This is a genomic window from Streptomyces sp. NBC_01429, assembly GCF_036231945.1.
GTDB lineage: Bacteria > Actinomycetota > Actinomycetes > Streptomycetales > Streptomycetaceae > Streptomyces.
In genome coordinates, this window is the sequence record NZ_CP109599.1 from 5,388,151 (window position 1) to 5,401,348 (window position 13,198).

Genomic DNA, 13,198 nt, shown 5'->3' on the forward strand with positions numbered 1-13,198 from the left:
CGTGCCGCCGGGCCCCGCACCTGTGACGGGAGTCCGGCGGCACAGCCATGCCGGGACCCACGTCAGAAAGGCAGGACCTCGTGCCCGAGGGGCATACGATCCACCGCCTCGCCGAGGACCATCTCGCCCGCTTCGGCGGCCGGCCCGTCCGGGTCAGCAGCCCGCAGGGCAAGTTCTCCGACAGCGCCGCGCTGCTCGACGGCCGGGTCCTCGACGCGGTGGACGCCCACGGCAAACACCTCTTCCTGGGCTTCCAGGACACCGGCTGGGTCCACATCCACCTCGGCCTCTTCGGCAAGGTCGGCTTCGGCGGCGCGATCGCCCCGCCGCCCACCGACACCGTCCGGCTCCGGCTCGTCTCCCCGGCCGCGTACATGGATCTGCGCGGCCCCACCACCTGCGCCCTGATCACCGCGCCCGAGAAGCAGGCGATACACGACCGGCTCGGCCCCGACCCGCTGCGCGTCCGCGACGACGGCACCGGCGACGACGGCGAGCGGGCGTGGGCGCGGATCTCCCGCTCCCGTACGACCGTCGCCGCGCTGCTCATGGACCAGAAGGTCATCGCGGGCGTCGGCAACGTCTACCGCGCCGAGGTCCTCTTCCGGCACGGCATCGACCCGTACCGCGCGGGCCGGGACCTCACCCGCCGCGAGTGGGACGCGATCTGGGCGGACCTGGTCGCGCTGATGCGCGAGGGCGTACGGCACAACCGCATCGACACCGTCCGCCCCGAGCACACCCCCGAGGCCATGGGCCGCCCGCCGCGCGTGGACGACCACGGCGGCGAGGTCTACGTCTACCGCCGGGCACGGATGGCCTGCCTGCTCTGCGGCGGCGAGATCCGCACCGAGACCCTCGCCGCCCGCAACCTCTTCTGGTGCCCCGGCTGCCAGCCCTCCTAGGCCCTGTTGCGAAAGCCCCGCGACATCAGAATCCGTGCGGCAGCCACGGCGCGACCTCGGAACCGAAGGCCGTGGACGCCTCCGCCAGCGCGCCCGTGCGCACCTCCCGCACCCGTCCCGCGCGCGCCAGCGCGGCCAGCGAGGTCCCGCCCAGATAGACGGCGCCCAACTCCCGTACCCCGAGCGCCAGATCGGGCTGATCGCCGGTGCGCTCGCAGGACGCGCCCTTGGCGTCGCCGCTCAGCCGCCAGCTCCCCTCGTTCCACGGGCAGAAGGCGTCCTCGACCGCGAGGACCACATCCACCGGGGCGCGGTACGTACGGGCCTCCAGCGCGGCCCCCACCTCCACCGGCCGCAGATACAGCGAATCCCGCAGCCGCAGCCCGCACCGGCGCACGTCCGAGACCAGATACTGGAACGGGTCGTCCGGGGGCCGGTTGTCCGCCAGGACGGTCGACGTGAGATCGATCGAGAACAGGAAGCGCCAGAGCGAGGCGTACGCCGCCGGATCCCGCGCGTACAGATCCCGCAGCTCGATCGTGCCCTTGGGCCCCGCCATGTCCCACTCGGGCCTGCTGCGGTACAGCGTGAACCCGACCACCTCGCCGTGCCGCTCCGCCAGCACGCACTGGAGCGGTGAGGCGCCGTCCTTGGCCTGCTCGCCGTCGAGGACGGGCAGCCGCTCCCAGCCCGGCCGCCGCGCGGTCATCCCCGGCCGCCCGGCGACCTGCGCGGCGTAGACGGCCTCGCACGCGTCCCGTACGGCCGGGTCGTCCGGCTTCACCCGGCGCAGACGTACCTCGTGGGACCCGTCGGCCGCGTCCGGAACGGCGGACGCCTCGACGCGCACCCGCGAGGTGTCGATCCGCGCCGTGAGCTGCTGGGCCCCGACGCCGTACCCGAACCGTCCGTAGATCTCCGGCTCGGACGCCGTCAACACGGCGAGCGGATCGCCCCACGTACGGATGTCGTCCAGCTGGCGCCGCATCATCGACGTCAGCACCCCGCGCCGCCGGTGCGTCGCCGCCACGCTCACCATCGTCACGCCCGCCGCGGGCACCGTAGCGCCGCCGGGCACCGAGAGCCGGAAGCTGAAGGCGCCGGCCGTACCGACGCACTCCTCGCCGTCCCAGACGCCGAGCGCCCGCTCGAACTCGGTCAGGTCCCGCCACAGCGCCCGCTCCGCGTCCGTCTCGGGCACACCGCCGAACGCCAGCTCCAACGCCCCGAACCAGCGGTCCCATTCGGCCGGGCGCAACACCCGAAGTTCCGTAGTCATATGCCATCAGTACCAGGGGTACGACAACCGGGCGACCCGATTTCGAACGCAATGTCACAGGGGTCCCCCTGCACGCCGGCCGGGCGGATCGATAGGGTCCACAACAATGGCCGGTGTCGCGCGAGCGGATTCGTACTCGGCCCGGATGCGCAAGAAGCTGCACCGGGTCCGCACCGGCGTGCGCAAATCCGGCGTCGACTACTTCAGGGGCGACGGCTCGGACTGGATCGCGCTCGTCGGGCTGATGCTCACCATCCCGGCCATCGCCCTCGCCACCATCGCGGTCCCCGTCTGGTTCGCGCCCTCGGCGCTCGTCCTGCCGATCGTGGCCGGCGGGCTCCTCCTGCGCCCCTCCAGCCTGCTCAGCCTGTACGCCGCGGCGGCCGCCGCCCTGATCGTCGAGTCGGTGGTCCTCGGCCCCTACCCGGACGGCCCGGCCAGGGTCACCCCCGGCACGGTGCTCGTGGTCGCCGCCTGCGGTCTCTTCGGACTGCTGATCGCCCAGTTCAGAGCCCGGGTCGGGGTGCCCTGGCGGCGCGGCGGCACGATGCTCTTCGACCTGCGCGAACGCATCCGCGTCCAGAGCGCCCTGCCCCTGCTCCCCAAGGGCTGGCACCACGAGATGGCGCTGCGCCCGGCCGGCGGCCAGTCCTTCTCCGGCGACTTCGTGGTGGCCGCCAGGACGAACGGCGGACGCTCCCTGGAGGTCGTCCTCACCGATGTCTCCGGCAAGGGCATGGACGCCGGCTCCCGGGCGCTGCTGCTGTCCGGCGCCTTCGGCGGGCTCCTCGGCTCGCTCCCGCCGCACGGCTTCCTGCCCGCGGCCAACGGCTATCTGCTCCGGCAGGACTGGGACGAGGGCTTCGCCACCTCCATCCACCTCGTGCTCGACCTCGAATCCGGCGACTACGAGCTGCTCTCGGCGGGCCACCTGCCCGCGCTCCAGTTGCACGCGGGCAGCGGGCGCTGGGAGGAGAAGTCGGGGGAGGGCCCGCTGCTCGGGGTGTACGACAAGGCCCAGTTCGACCCGGCGAAGGGCTCGCTGCGCCCCGGCGACGTCCTGATGCTCTTCACGGACGGTCTGGTCGAGGCGCCGGGGCGGGACATCTCCGAGGGCATCGACCGGCTCACCGGCGAGGCGGACCGCTATGTGGTGCCCGGCTTCGAGGGCGCGGCCTGGCATCTGATCGAGGCGGTGGCCAAGGACGTCAACGACGACCGGGCGCTGCTGCTGATCTGCCGCGAGGCCTGACACGCGATTCGCCCCGTCGGCCGGGTCGGCCGACGGGGCGGGGTGCGGGTTGGCGGTGCGGGAGTCCGCGGGCGGAAGGGACGGTTACGGGGACGGGCGCGGCGGGTGCGGGATAAGAGCATCGGGAGTCAGCTCGTCACGGACGCCTCCGTGTTCTTCGGTGTGCCGGTGCCCTCGGCGGCCTTCGCACCGTCCCCCTCGGGACCGTCCGCGCCGCCACCGGCTCCACCGGCACCACCATCGGCGCCGCCCTTTCCGGTCCGGCCGCCCGGGAGGATCCGGGCCAGCCAGTGCGACCGGCCGGCCGCGAGCGGCCCGAGGACCGCGAGGACCAGGACGTATCCGGCGATGAAGGGGGCGAGCCTGCTGTCCAGCCCGGCTCCCGCCGCCATCGTCGCGAGGATCAGCGCGAACTCACCGCGCGCCAGCAGCGTGGTCGAGATATTGGCCGCGGGTCCAGCGCCGAAGCCGAAGATCTTGGCCGCGGCCAGCCCGGCTCCGACGTTCATCACCACGGTCAGGACGACGGCGATGAGTACGGGCCAGACCACCGACGGCAGATCGCCCGGGTTGATCGACAGGCCGAAGGAGAAGAAGAAGATCGCGCCGAACGCGTCCCGCAGCGGGTGGACGAGTTCCCTGATCCGGTCGCCGGAGGTCGTCGCGCCGAGCATCAGACCGACCATGAACGCGCCGATGGCGTCGGCCACCCCGAACCACTCGGAGACACCGGCCACCAGCACGGCGGCCCCGAGGAAGGAGATGACGAGCAGCTCGTCGTCCCTGGTGTTGATGAACCGGCTGATCACCTTCGTACCGAACCGGGCGGCGAGCGCCAGCAGCAGCAGGAAGCCGAACGCCTTTCCGCCGTCCACGAGCGCGGCCTGGGCGCTGTCCGCACCGGACAGGATCGGCTGGAGCGCGGCGAGGTAGAGCGCCAGGAAGATGTCCTCGACGACGATGATCCCGAGGATGGGCTTGGTCTCGGGATTGCCGATCCGTCCCATGTCGACCAGGACCTTGGTGACGATCGCGGACGAGGAGATGCCGAGCACACCGGCCAGGACCAGCGCCTCCGACGTGCCCCATCCCATCGCGAACCCGAAGCCGAGACCCGCGCCCACGTTCAGCAGCAGGTACGCGCCTCCGGCGAGGGCCATCTTCCGGCCGCCCTCTTTGAGGTCGTCCAGATGGAATTCCAGGCCGAGGTAGAAGAGCAGCAGGACCAGGCCGAGCGCGGAGAGCATCTCCAGCTCGTGCGGGTCCTTGACCAGCACGATGCCGGGGGTGTGCGGGCCGAGGAGGATCCCGGCCAGGATGAACAGGGGAATAGTGGGCAGCCCGATTCGGCTTCCCAAGCGGGCGAGTACGGCGGCGGCGAGGAAAGCGCCGCCCATCGCTATGAGGGTCTCTGCGTGTCCGATGGGATCGTTCCTCCATCATCGAGTCAAAGGAGCGTCAAGGAATCGTCAGTAATTAGTTTACCAAATGGTTTACTGAGTAACTGTCAGATTCCCGTCCGGCGCGGGCTCCGCCCCAGGTCCACGGGTGATCAACAAGCCTGTGCGCGGGGCCGGTTACCGCCCGTTGAGACATGGGTCACGAAGGTGACGGACCCTCTGGGCGCACGCGAGCGCCCCCCGGCCTGATGAGGCTTTACCGAGGGGCGCTGAAGGGGAATATTTGTCATGTACGGGGCGATGGATCCCCTGGCGGTCCGGACCGGCGGAACGCCCACTTCAGCTCGGGCTCGGTGACGCACCGCAGCAGCCGCCGCACCGGCGCGGTGCACAGCGCCGTCACCGCGACCGCGGCCACGACCGTCACCGCGATCCTTCCGCCGGGGCTCAGCAGCCACGGGTAGTCGTCGAACAGGCCCGCGTACACGGCGCCCTTGATCACGAATCCGTGCAGCAGATAGCCGCAGATCGTCCCCGCCCCCAGCGCGGTGAACCAGGTCCGGCGGCTCGGCACCCAGGACAGGAACGCGGCGGTCAGCAGCAGCGAGCAGCCGAAGAGCGCGAAGGTCATCACGGGCCCCACCCACCAGGGCGAGTCCAGCTCCTGCGCGCTGGTGTGGTGGTAGAGCCAGGCGGTCCGCATATGGGTCGCGGCCCAGTACGCGAACGCCGCCGCGCCGACGAGCACCGGCAGCGCCAGCAGCCGCACCTCGCGGCGCCGCACGAGCTGGAAGTGCTCGGGCTTGAGGCACAGCCCCAGGACGAAGTACGGCGCGAACTGGAGCACCCGCTGGAGTCCGAGATCCTCGCCGATGCTCGGGGTGAGCGAGGCGAGCGCCGCGACGACGAGCGCGACCGCGAGCGGATGACGCAGCGTCAGCCAGATCGGTGTGGTCAGCCGCCAGATGAACAACGCGGCCAGGAACCAGGTGAGATACCAAGGGTCGAGCAGGCTGATCGGATGGTCGGGGGTGTTGTCCGCGTACCGCTTGAAGAGGGAGTACGCCACCTCGAAGACCACGTACGGCACGACGACTGTCGACAGCAGCCGCTGGAGCTGACGGGGCTTGGCGGTGAAGCTCCGGGAGAAGTAGCCGGAGATGACGATGAAGGCCGGCATGTGGAAGGCGTAGACGAGCAGATAGAGCGCCTTCGTGGTGCGGCTGCCGGCCATGACCGGCTCCCAGGCGTGCGCCACCGCGACCAGCACGATCGCCAGGAACTTGGCGTTGTCGAAGAACGCGTCCCGCTTGGTGGGCGCGACGGGGCGCTCCGCCGCAGGTGTGGCCGGTGGTCGCCGGGTCGGTACCGGCGTGTCGGCCACCGCCGCAGGGGTGGTTCCGGTGGTCGGTCCAGGCTCCTCGACCTGATCGACCAAGGGCCTCGCGTATCCATTCGGCGCCTGGGGCATCACCACACGCTAACCGTGTCCGAGGTAATTCGTAAAACACGTCGACCGCGTGGCGCATTTGCAACTGAAACCGCCGACAACCAGGCGATATGCGCCAATTAATCGGTGTTAAATGGTGCATATCGCTCAGTCTTGCCCTGTGGTGCAACTCTCTGTTAATTCCCTGTGGGCCGCTCTGTGGCGCTTGCTGGAATAGCTTGTGAATAAGCTGTGCGCACAAAGGAACGGTTCAATCGAATTCGCGTCCGCATTGATGTGTGACCCCGGTGGGCCCGCGCGGGTCCCCGCAGGCCGGCCGTGCGTGCGGCCCGGCGCGCCGGGCGTGCGATTGGCGCGAATCCGACGGCGAGGAATCGTCACGGGGCAACACCTGCGGGGATGTTGATGGCACGATGGTCCGAGCGGGATTGCCGGGGTGTACGACGCCGTACCCTCCGGGTCTCCCCGTGGGGCTGGGCTAGGCGGACCGACCGAGGGTGTGATCAGTAGTGGCCATTTCACTGTCTGTGGTGCTTCTGTTGGCGGTCATTCTCGTCGTGCTGATCCGCGGTGGCTCGATCAAGGCGGGGCCGGCGATCGTCGCGATCCTCTTCGGCTTCTTCCTCGCCTCCACCAACATCGCGCCGTCGGTGCAGAGGTTCCTGAACTCGATAGCCGAGACCATCAACCAGATCAGCTTCTGACCGGCCGCTCGATCCGGCCGGCGGCACAAACGACTCCGGCCCGCCTCGTGGAGAGATCCAACGAGGCGGGCCGCAGGCCGTGGAGCGGGCGACGGGAATCGAACCCGCGTAGCTAGTTTGGAAGACTAGGGCTCTACCATTGAGCTACGCCCGCACGGAACGCGCCGCGGGTGATGCGAGTGCGGCGCGGACAACATCGTAGCGGGTCCGGGCCGTTCGGCGCACACCCGCAAAGCGCTGGTCAAAGATGGCGCCGCCGAGCCCGCGGGCATGTACCCTACGTGTCGCACCGACGGGGTGTGGCGCAGCTTGGTAGCGCGTCCGCTTTGGGAGCGGAAGGTCGTCGGTTCGAATCCGGCCACCCCGACCATCTCTTTCAAGATCGCATCGCAAGATCACATTGTGGGGCCGTTCCCGCTTGCGGTTACTATGCAAGCTGCGTGCCCGTGTGTCTGCAGAGTCTCTGAAGAACCGGGCCGATCCGCTGGGGCCGCCGCAGTGCGGCGGACACAGCAGAACCCAAGAATCAGCCACCAAGGAGACCGAACCGTGAAGAGCGCCGTGGAGACCCTGAACCCGACTCGGGTTCGGCTCACAGTCGAGGTGCCCTTCGAGGAGCTCAAGGACAGCCTCGACGCGGCGTACAAGAAGATCAACCAGCAGGTCACGGTGAAGGGCTTCCGTAAGGGCAAGATCCCGGCCCGGGTCATCGACCAGCGGTTCGGCCGTGGTGCTGTGCTGGAGGAGGCCGTCAACGACGCCCTCCCGAAGTTCTACACCGAAGCGGTCAACGAGGGTGAGATCAACGTCCTCGGCCAGCCCGATGTCGACATCACGGAGCTGAAGGACGGCGAACTGCTCTCCTTCACCGCCGAGGTCGACGTCCGCCCGGTCATCGAGATCCCGGACTACTCCGGCATCGAGGTCACCGTCGACCCCATCGAGGTCAGCGACGAGGACATCGAGAAGTCGGTCGAGCAGCTCCGTGACCGCTTCGCCTCGACCAACCCGGTCGAGCGCGCCGCCGCCGACGGCGACGTCGTGACGATCGACCTGGAGGCCAAGGTCGACGGCGAGGTCCTGCCCGACGGTGTCGCCGAAGGCGTGCAGTACACCATCGGCTCCGGCGACCTGCTGGACGGCATCGACGAGGCCGTCACCGGCCTGGAGGCCGGCGGCGAGGCCACCTTCACCTCCGAGCTGAAGGGCGGCGCCGCCGAGGGCAAGGAGTCCGAGGTCACCGTCAAGGTCACCCAGGTCGCCGCCCGCGAGCTGCCCGCGCTGGACGACGAGTTCGCCCAGCTGGCGAGCGAGTTCGACACCCTCGACGAGCTCAAGGCCGACAGCCGCAAGCGCCTTGAGAGCAGCAAGCAGTACGAGCAGGCCACGCAGGCCCAGGAGCGCGTCCTCGACGCGCTGCTCCAGCTGGCCGAGGTGCCGATCCCCGAGAAGCTCCTCGCGGAGGAGATCAACACCCGCAAGCACAACCTGGAGCACCACCAGCTCGGTCAGATGGGCCTCGACCTCGCCAAGTACCTGGAGATCCAGGGCAAGACCGAGGAAGAGTTCGACGCCGAGACCAAGGAGCAGGCCGAGAAGGGCATCAAGACCCAGTTCATCCTCGACGAGCTGGTCAACAAGGAGAAGCTGAACGTCAACCAGGAGGAGCTCACCGAGCACCTCATGCGGCGCGCGCAGTCCTCCGGCATGTCCCCCGACCAGTTCGCCCAGGCGGTCGTCGAGGGCGGCCAGGTGCCGATGCTCGTCGGCGAGGTCGCCCGCGGCAAGGCGCTCGCCGTGGTGGTCGAGGCCGCCAAGGTGACCGACACCAACGGCAACCCGGTCGAGCTGGACGACGAGGACGACACAGACGAGGCCCCCGAGGTCTCCGCGGACGCCCCCGCCGCCGAAGCCGCCGAGCCGGCCGCCGCCGACAAGGACGAGGCCAAGACGGACGAGGCCAAGGACGAGAAGGCCGGAGCCTGAGCGTCCCGCTCCTCATGACTGGACGGGCCCCGGACGCGACCACGCGCCCGGGGCCCGACCTGTCCCGGCCCGCCCCCTCCGGGGACCCCGGGAGGGCGCCGGAGGCCCGTACGCGGCCTCAACTACCTTGCGCTCCCAGCGAACAGCAACGGAAGCGGGATGGCGCCCGCCGACCAGCGCGTTAGGGTCCATGAATACGAGGGCAGGGGAGTCTCCCGTCCCCGGTACGAAGACGCTGAGACGGCCAAAGCCGTCAGAGACGAGCAGGTGTATACGTGACGAATCTGATGCCTTACGCCGCCGGTGAGCCGTCCCTCGGTGGTGGCCTCGGCGACCAGGTCTACAGCCGACTGCTCGGAGAGCGGATCATCTTCCTCGGCCAGCAGGTCGACGACGACATCGCCAACAAGATCACGGCGCAGCTCCTCCTTCTCGCGGCCGAGCCCGACAAGGACATCTACCTCTACATCAACAGCCCCGGTGGTTCCGTCACGGCCGGCATGGCCGTCTACGACACCATGCAGTACATCCCGAACGACGTCGTCACCATCGGTATGGGCATGGCGGCCTCCATGGGCCAGTTCCTGCTGACCGGCGGCACCTCGGGCAAGCGCTTCGCGCTGCCCAACACCGACATCCTGATGCACCAGGGCTCCGCCGGTATCGGCGGTACGGCCTCGGACATCAAGATCCAGGCCGAGTACCTGCTCCGTACGAAGAAGCGGATGGCCGAGATCACGGCACACCACTCCGGCCAGAGCGTGGAAACGATCATCCGGGACGGCGACCGCGACAAGTGGTTCACCGTGGAAGAGGCCAAGGACTACGGCCTGATCGACGAGATCATCTCCGCTGCTTCGGGCGTTCCGGGCGGCGGCGGTACCGGGGCCTGACGTACCCACGTACAGCCGCCCCGCATCAGCCCGCCCAGCCCACTCGAACGCCACAGGATGGTGAACACTCCCATGAACAACTACTCCGCGAGCGGCCTCTACTCCGGCCCGCAGGTGGACAACCGTTACGTCGTGCCGCGTTTCGTGGAGCGCACCTCGCAGGGTGTGCGCGAGTACGACCCGTACGCGAAGCTCTTCGAGGAGCGCGTCATCTTCCTCGGTGTGCAGATCGACGACGCGTCCGCCAACGACGTCATGGCGCAGCTGCTGTGCCTGGAGTCGATGGACCCCGACCGTGACATCTCGATCTACATCAACAGCCCCGGCGGCTCGATGACGGCCCTCACGGCCATCTACGACACGATGCAGTTCGTGAAGCCCGACATCCAGACCGTCTGCATGGGCCAGGCGGCCTCGGCCGCCGCCGTCCTGCTCGCCGCCGGTACCCCCGGCAAGCGGCTGGCACTGCCCAACGCACGCGTGCTGATCCACCAGCCGTCCAGCCAGACCGGCCGTGAGCAGCTCTCCGACCTGGAGATCGCGGCCAACGAGATCCTCCGGATGCGCTCGCAGCTGGAGGAGATGCTCGCCCGGCACTCCACCACGCCGATCGAGAAGGTCCGCGACGACATCGAGCGCGACAAGATCCTCACGGCCGACGACGCGCTCGCGTACGGCCTGGTCGACCAGATCGTGTCGACCCGCAAGACGACGGCAGCCGCAGCGGCCGCCTGACACACCCGGCGCCCTTGGCGCGGACTCGCACCGGTCGCCGCGGACATTCCGCGACCATGCGAACCGTGCCAAGGGGGGCCCGAACGGGGGCCCGGGCAAGGTACCGTCGGATATGAGGCACAGGAGCCGCTGAACCAAGCTGCTCCCAGGCGAAGGGGAAGCACCTCGTGGCACGCATCGGTGATGGCGGCGACCTGCTCAAGTGCTCGTTCTGCGGGAAGAGCCAGAAGCAGGTGAAGAAGCTCATCGCAGGTCCCGGTGTCTACATCTGCGACGAGTGCATCGATCTCTGCAATGAGATCATCGAGGAAGAACTCGCGGAGACCTCCGAGGTGCGGTGGGAGGAACTTCCCAAGCCGCGCGAGATCTACGAGTTCCTGGAGGGATACGTCGTCGGGCAGGAGCCCGCGAAGAAGGCCCTCTCGGTGGCTGTCTACAACCACTACAAGCGCGTCCAGGCCGGTGAGAACGGCGGTGGCGCGGGTCGCGAGGACGCGATCGAGCTGGCCAAGTCCAACATTCTGCTGCTCGGCCCCACCGGCTCGGGCAAGACGCTCCTCGCGCAGACACTGGCGCGCATGCTGAACGTACCGTTCGCCATCGCCGACGCGACGGCGCTCACGGAGGCCGGCTATGTCGGCGAGGACGTCGAGAACATCCTGCTGAAGCTGATCCAGGCGGCGGACTACGACGTCAAGAAGGCCGAGACCGGGATCATCTACATCGACGAGATCGACAAGGTCGCCCGCAAGAGCGAGAACCCGTCGATCACCCGCGATGTCTCCGGCGAGGGCGTCCAGCAGGCGCTGCTGAAGATCCTGGAAGGCACCACGGCCTCGGTCCCCCCGCAGGGCGGCCGGAAACACCCGCACCAGGAGTTCATCCAGATCGACACGACGAACGTCCTGTTCATCGTGGGCGGCGCCTTCTCCGGTCTGGAGAAGATCATCGAGTCCCGCGCGGGCGCGAAGGGCATCGGCTTCGGTGCCACGATCCGCTCCAAGCGCGAGGTCGAGGAGAGCGACCAGTTCCAGGAGGTCATGCCGGAGGACCTGGTGAAGTTCGGGATGATCCCCGAGTTCATCGGCCGGCTGCCCGTCCTCACCTCGGTCCACAACCTCGACCGCGAGGCGCTGCTCCAGATCCTGGTCGAGCCGCGCAACGCGCTGGTCAAGCAGTACCAGCGCCTCTTCGAAATCGACGGTGTGGAGCTGGAGTTCGACCGTCCGGCGCTGGAGGCCATCGCCGACCAGGCGATCCTGCGCGGCACCGGGGCGCGCGGGCTGCGCGCCATCCTCGAAGAGGTCCTCCAGTCGGTGATGTACGAGGTGCCGTCCCGCAAGGACGTCGCCCGGGTCGTCATCACGGCGGAGGTCGTCCGCGACAACGTGAACCCGACGCTGGTGCCGCGCGAGCCGCGCATCGTGAAGAACGACGGCCGCCACGAGAAGTCCGCGTAGCGGTCGCGGGTACGCACGACACAGGGGCGCCCGGCCAGTTGGACTGGCCGGGCGCCCCTGTGCGCTGACCGCGCGAGGATCAGACCTTGGTGCGGGAGGAGTTGTAGAGCTTGGCGGCGAGCGCGGCGGTGTCTTCCTGGGACGTGACGGCCTTGCCGGTGAGGAGCCCCGCCACGTCGGCGGCCGTGACCACACCGACCGTGGAGTAGTCGGCCCAGATGCAGGTGGGGACCTCGTACTCCTTCGGGCCCTTCGCCATGGTCCCGTCGCCCTTCGGGTTGGTGAACCTGATGTTCTGGCACTTCATCAGCGCGCCCTCGAAGCCGTCCGGGGTGACCAGCTTGGCGGTGCCGACCAGCTCGGCCTTGATGTCGGTGGTCGGCTCCTCGTCGGCGACGCCGTTGAAGGAGTTGTCGATGACCGTCGCCGGGTCGTCCACCTCTCCCCACCAGCCCTGTAGCGAGACGGACTTCGCGGTGGCCTCGGTGCCGGCCGTGTACTGGGTGGCCACCTGGGTGGGGTTCTTGACGCCCTTCTCCTCGACCTCCGTCTTCTTGGCGCCGGTCAGCTTGCTGCTGATGGGCTCCTGGGGGCGCTTGTAGTCGTCCACCGACGCCGCGGGCGTCAGCTGGTAGCCCTTCGTGTCGTCCGCGACATCGCTGTTGCTCGCGCCGCCCGACGTGAGGAAGTACGCCCCGCCCGCGATCACCGCGAGCGCCACCACGGCCACACCGACGATCAGGCCCGTCTTCTTCTTCGGGGCGTTCTGCGGGGGCGGCGGGTAGGCGCCGCCGCCCCACTGCGGCTGCTGGCCGTACGGGGGCTGCTGGGGCGGCTGCTGGCCGTAGGGACCGGCGGGCTGGCCCGGCTGCTGCGGGTAGCCGTAGCCCGGGGGCGGCGGAGGCTGCTGCGGCGGGACGCCCTGGGGTGCCTGCGGGGCCTGCGGCGGGTAACCGTAGCCGGGCTGCGGCTGGCCCTGCGGCTGCTGGCCGTAAGGGCCCGGCTGGCCGTACGGTCCGGGCTGCTGCGGCTGCTGCCCTCCGTACGGGCCCGGCTGGTTGTAGCTCATGTGTGCGGTCCCCTGTTAGATGTTTATACGTTTCGAACATCCTGACGTAAGGGAGAGCGATCAGG

Annotated in this window: 11 protein-coding genes and 2 tRNA genes; 8 read left to right on the forward strand and 5 right to left on the reverse strand. The window is 69.2% G+C overall.

The features are described from left to right. Positions 1-80 precede the first annotated feature (80 nt). Positions 81-905 (forward strand): Fpg/Nei family DNA glycosylase, encoded by an 825-nt coding sequence (locus OG627_RS23670; RefSeq protein WP_329068237.1) that lies wholly within the window; start codon positions 81-83, stop codon positions 903-905. Between the two features lie 25 nt (positions 906-930). Here the strand turns inward: OG627_RS23670 and OG627_RS23675 are convergent, their stop codons facing one another. Next, entirely contained in the window at positions 931-2,184 is a 1,254-nt protein-coding gene (locus tag OG627_RS23675; RefSeq protein ID WP_329068239.1) for a GNAT family N-acetyltransferase, read from the reverse strand. Positions 2,185-2,290: 106 nt separating this feature from the next. On the opposite strand from OG627_RS23675, the gene OG627_RS23680 reads away from it, so the two are divergent. Beyond that, on the forward strand, positions 2,291-3,436 hold the full coding sequence (locus OG627_RS23680) for a PP2C family protein-serine/threonine phosphatase (RefSeq protein WP_329068241.1): 1,146 nt from the start codon (positions 2,291-2,293) through the stop codon (positions 3,434-3,436). A 128-nt stretch (positions 3,437-3,564) separates the two neighbouring features. On the opposite strand, the gene OG627_RS23685 is transcribed toward OG627_RS23680, so the two are convergent. Together OG627_RS23685 and OG627_RS23690 are read right to left on the reverse strand one after the other, a co-directional pair. Then, positions 3,565-4,833, reverse strand: a complete 1,269-nt coding sequence (locus OG627_RS23685) for a cation:proton antiporter (protein ID WP_329068242.1) — start codon at positions 4,831-4,833, stop codon at positions 3,565-3,567. Positions 4,834-5,122: 289 nt separating this feature from the next. Then, the gene (locus tag OG627_RS23690; RefSeq protein WP_329068243.1) at positions 5,123-6,307 is read right to left on the reverse strand and encodes an acyltransferase family protein; all 1,185 of its coding nucleotides are present in this window, start codon (positions 6,305-6,307) and stop codon (positions 5,123-5,125) included. A gap of 488 nt (positions 6,308-6,795) precedes the next feature. Between OG627_RS23690 and OG627_RS23695 the strand changes: the two genes are divergently transcribed. Then, positions 6,796-6,990, forward strand: coding sequence for a hypothetical protein (locus tag OG627_RS23695; RefSeq protein WP_329068246.1), 195 nt, complete (start codon positions 6,796-6,798; stop codon positions 6,988-6,990). Positions 6,991-7,070: 80 nt separating this feature from the next. Here OG627_RS23695 and OG627_RS23700 read toward each other — a convergent pair. Next, positions 7,071-7,144, reverse strand: a tRNA-Gly gene (locus OG627_RS23700). A gap of 139 nt (positions 7,145-7,283) precedes the next feature. Between OG627_RS23700 and OG627_RS23705 the strand changes: the two genes are divergently transcribed. From OG627_RS23705 to clpX, 5 genes are all read left to right on the forward strand, one after another. Next, positions 7,284-7,360 (forward strand) — tRNA-Pro (locus OG627_RS23705). 179 nt (positions 7,361-7,539) lie between these two features. Then, positions 7,540-8,976, forward strand: coding sequence for a trigger factor (gene tig, locus OG627_RS23710; RefSeq protein WP_329068248.1), 1,437 nt, complete (start codon positions 7,540-7,542; stop codon positions 8,974-8,976). A gap of 287 nt (positions 8,977-9,263) precedes the next feature. Continuing rightward, entirely contained in the window at positions 9,264-9,869 is a 606-nt protein-coding gene (locus OG627_RS23715; protein WP_329072915.1) for an ATP-dependent Clp protease proteolytic subunit, read from the forward strand. Between the two features lie 57 nt (positions 9,870-9,926). Next, positions 9,927-10,604: an ATP-dependent Clp protease proteolytic subunit gene (locus OG627_RS23720; RefSeq protein ID WP_329068250.1), complete on the forward strand. Its 678-nt coding sequence runs from the start codon at positions 9,927-9,929 to the stop codon at positions 10,602-10,604. A gap of 167 nt (positions 10,605-10,771) precedes the next feature. Then, positions 10,772-12,064: an ATP-dependent Clp protease ATP-binding subunit ClpX gene (clpX, locus tag OG627_RS23725; protein ID WP_329068252.1), complete on the forward strand. Its 1,293-nt coding sequence runs from the start codon at positions 10,772-10,774 to the stop codon at positions 12,062-12,064. A gap of 79 nt (positions 12,065-12,143) precedes the next feature. On the opposite strand, the gene OG627_RS23730 is transcribed toward clpX, so the two are convergent. Beyond that, the gene (locus OG627_RS23730; RefSeq protein ID WP_329068254.1) at positions 12,144-13,133 is read right to left on the reverse strand and encodes a hypothetical protein; all 990 of its coding nucleotides are present in this window, start codon (positions 13,131-13,133) and stop codon (positions 12,144-12,146) included. Positions 13,134-13,198: the final 65 nt, after the last annotated feature.

What these genes read in the sequence shown, in the direction of transcription:
- OG627_RS23675 (WP_329068239.1), bottom strand. Translation starts at nt 2,184, where the DNA reads ATGACTACGGAACTTCGGGTGTTGCGCCCGGCCGAATGGGACCGCTGG.
- OG627_RS23680 (WP_329068241.1), top strand. Translation starts at nt 2,291, where the DNA reads ATGGCCGGTGTCGCGCGAGCGGATTCGTACTCGGCCCGGATGCGCAAG.
- OG627_RS23685 (WP_329068242.1), bottom strand. Translation starts at nt 4,833, where the DNA reads ATGGGCGGCGCTTTCCTCGCCGCCGCCGTACTCGCCCGCTTGGGAAGC.
- OG627_RS23690 (WP_329068243.1), bottom strand. Translation starts at nt 6,307, where the DNA reads ATGCCCCAGGCGCCGAATGGATACGCGAGGCCCTTGGTCGATCAGGTC.
- OG627_RS23715 (WP_329072915.1), top strand. Translation starts at nt 9,264, where the DNA reads ATGCCTTACGCCGCCGGTGAGCCGTCCCTCGGTGGTGGCCTCGGCGAC.
- OG627_RS23720 (WP_329068250.1), top strand. Translation starts at nt 9,927, where the DNA reads ATGGTGAACACTCCCATGAACAACTACTCCGCGAGCGGCCTCTACTCC.
- OG627_RS23730 (WP_329068254.1), bottom strand. Translation starts at nt 13,133, where the DNA reads ATGAGCTACAACCAGCCGGGCCCGTACGGAGGGCAGCAGCCGCAGCAG.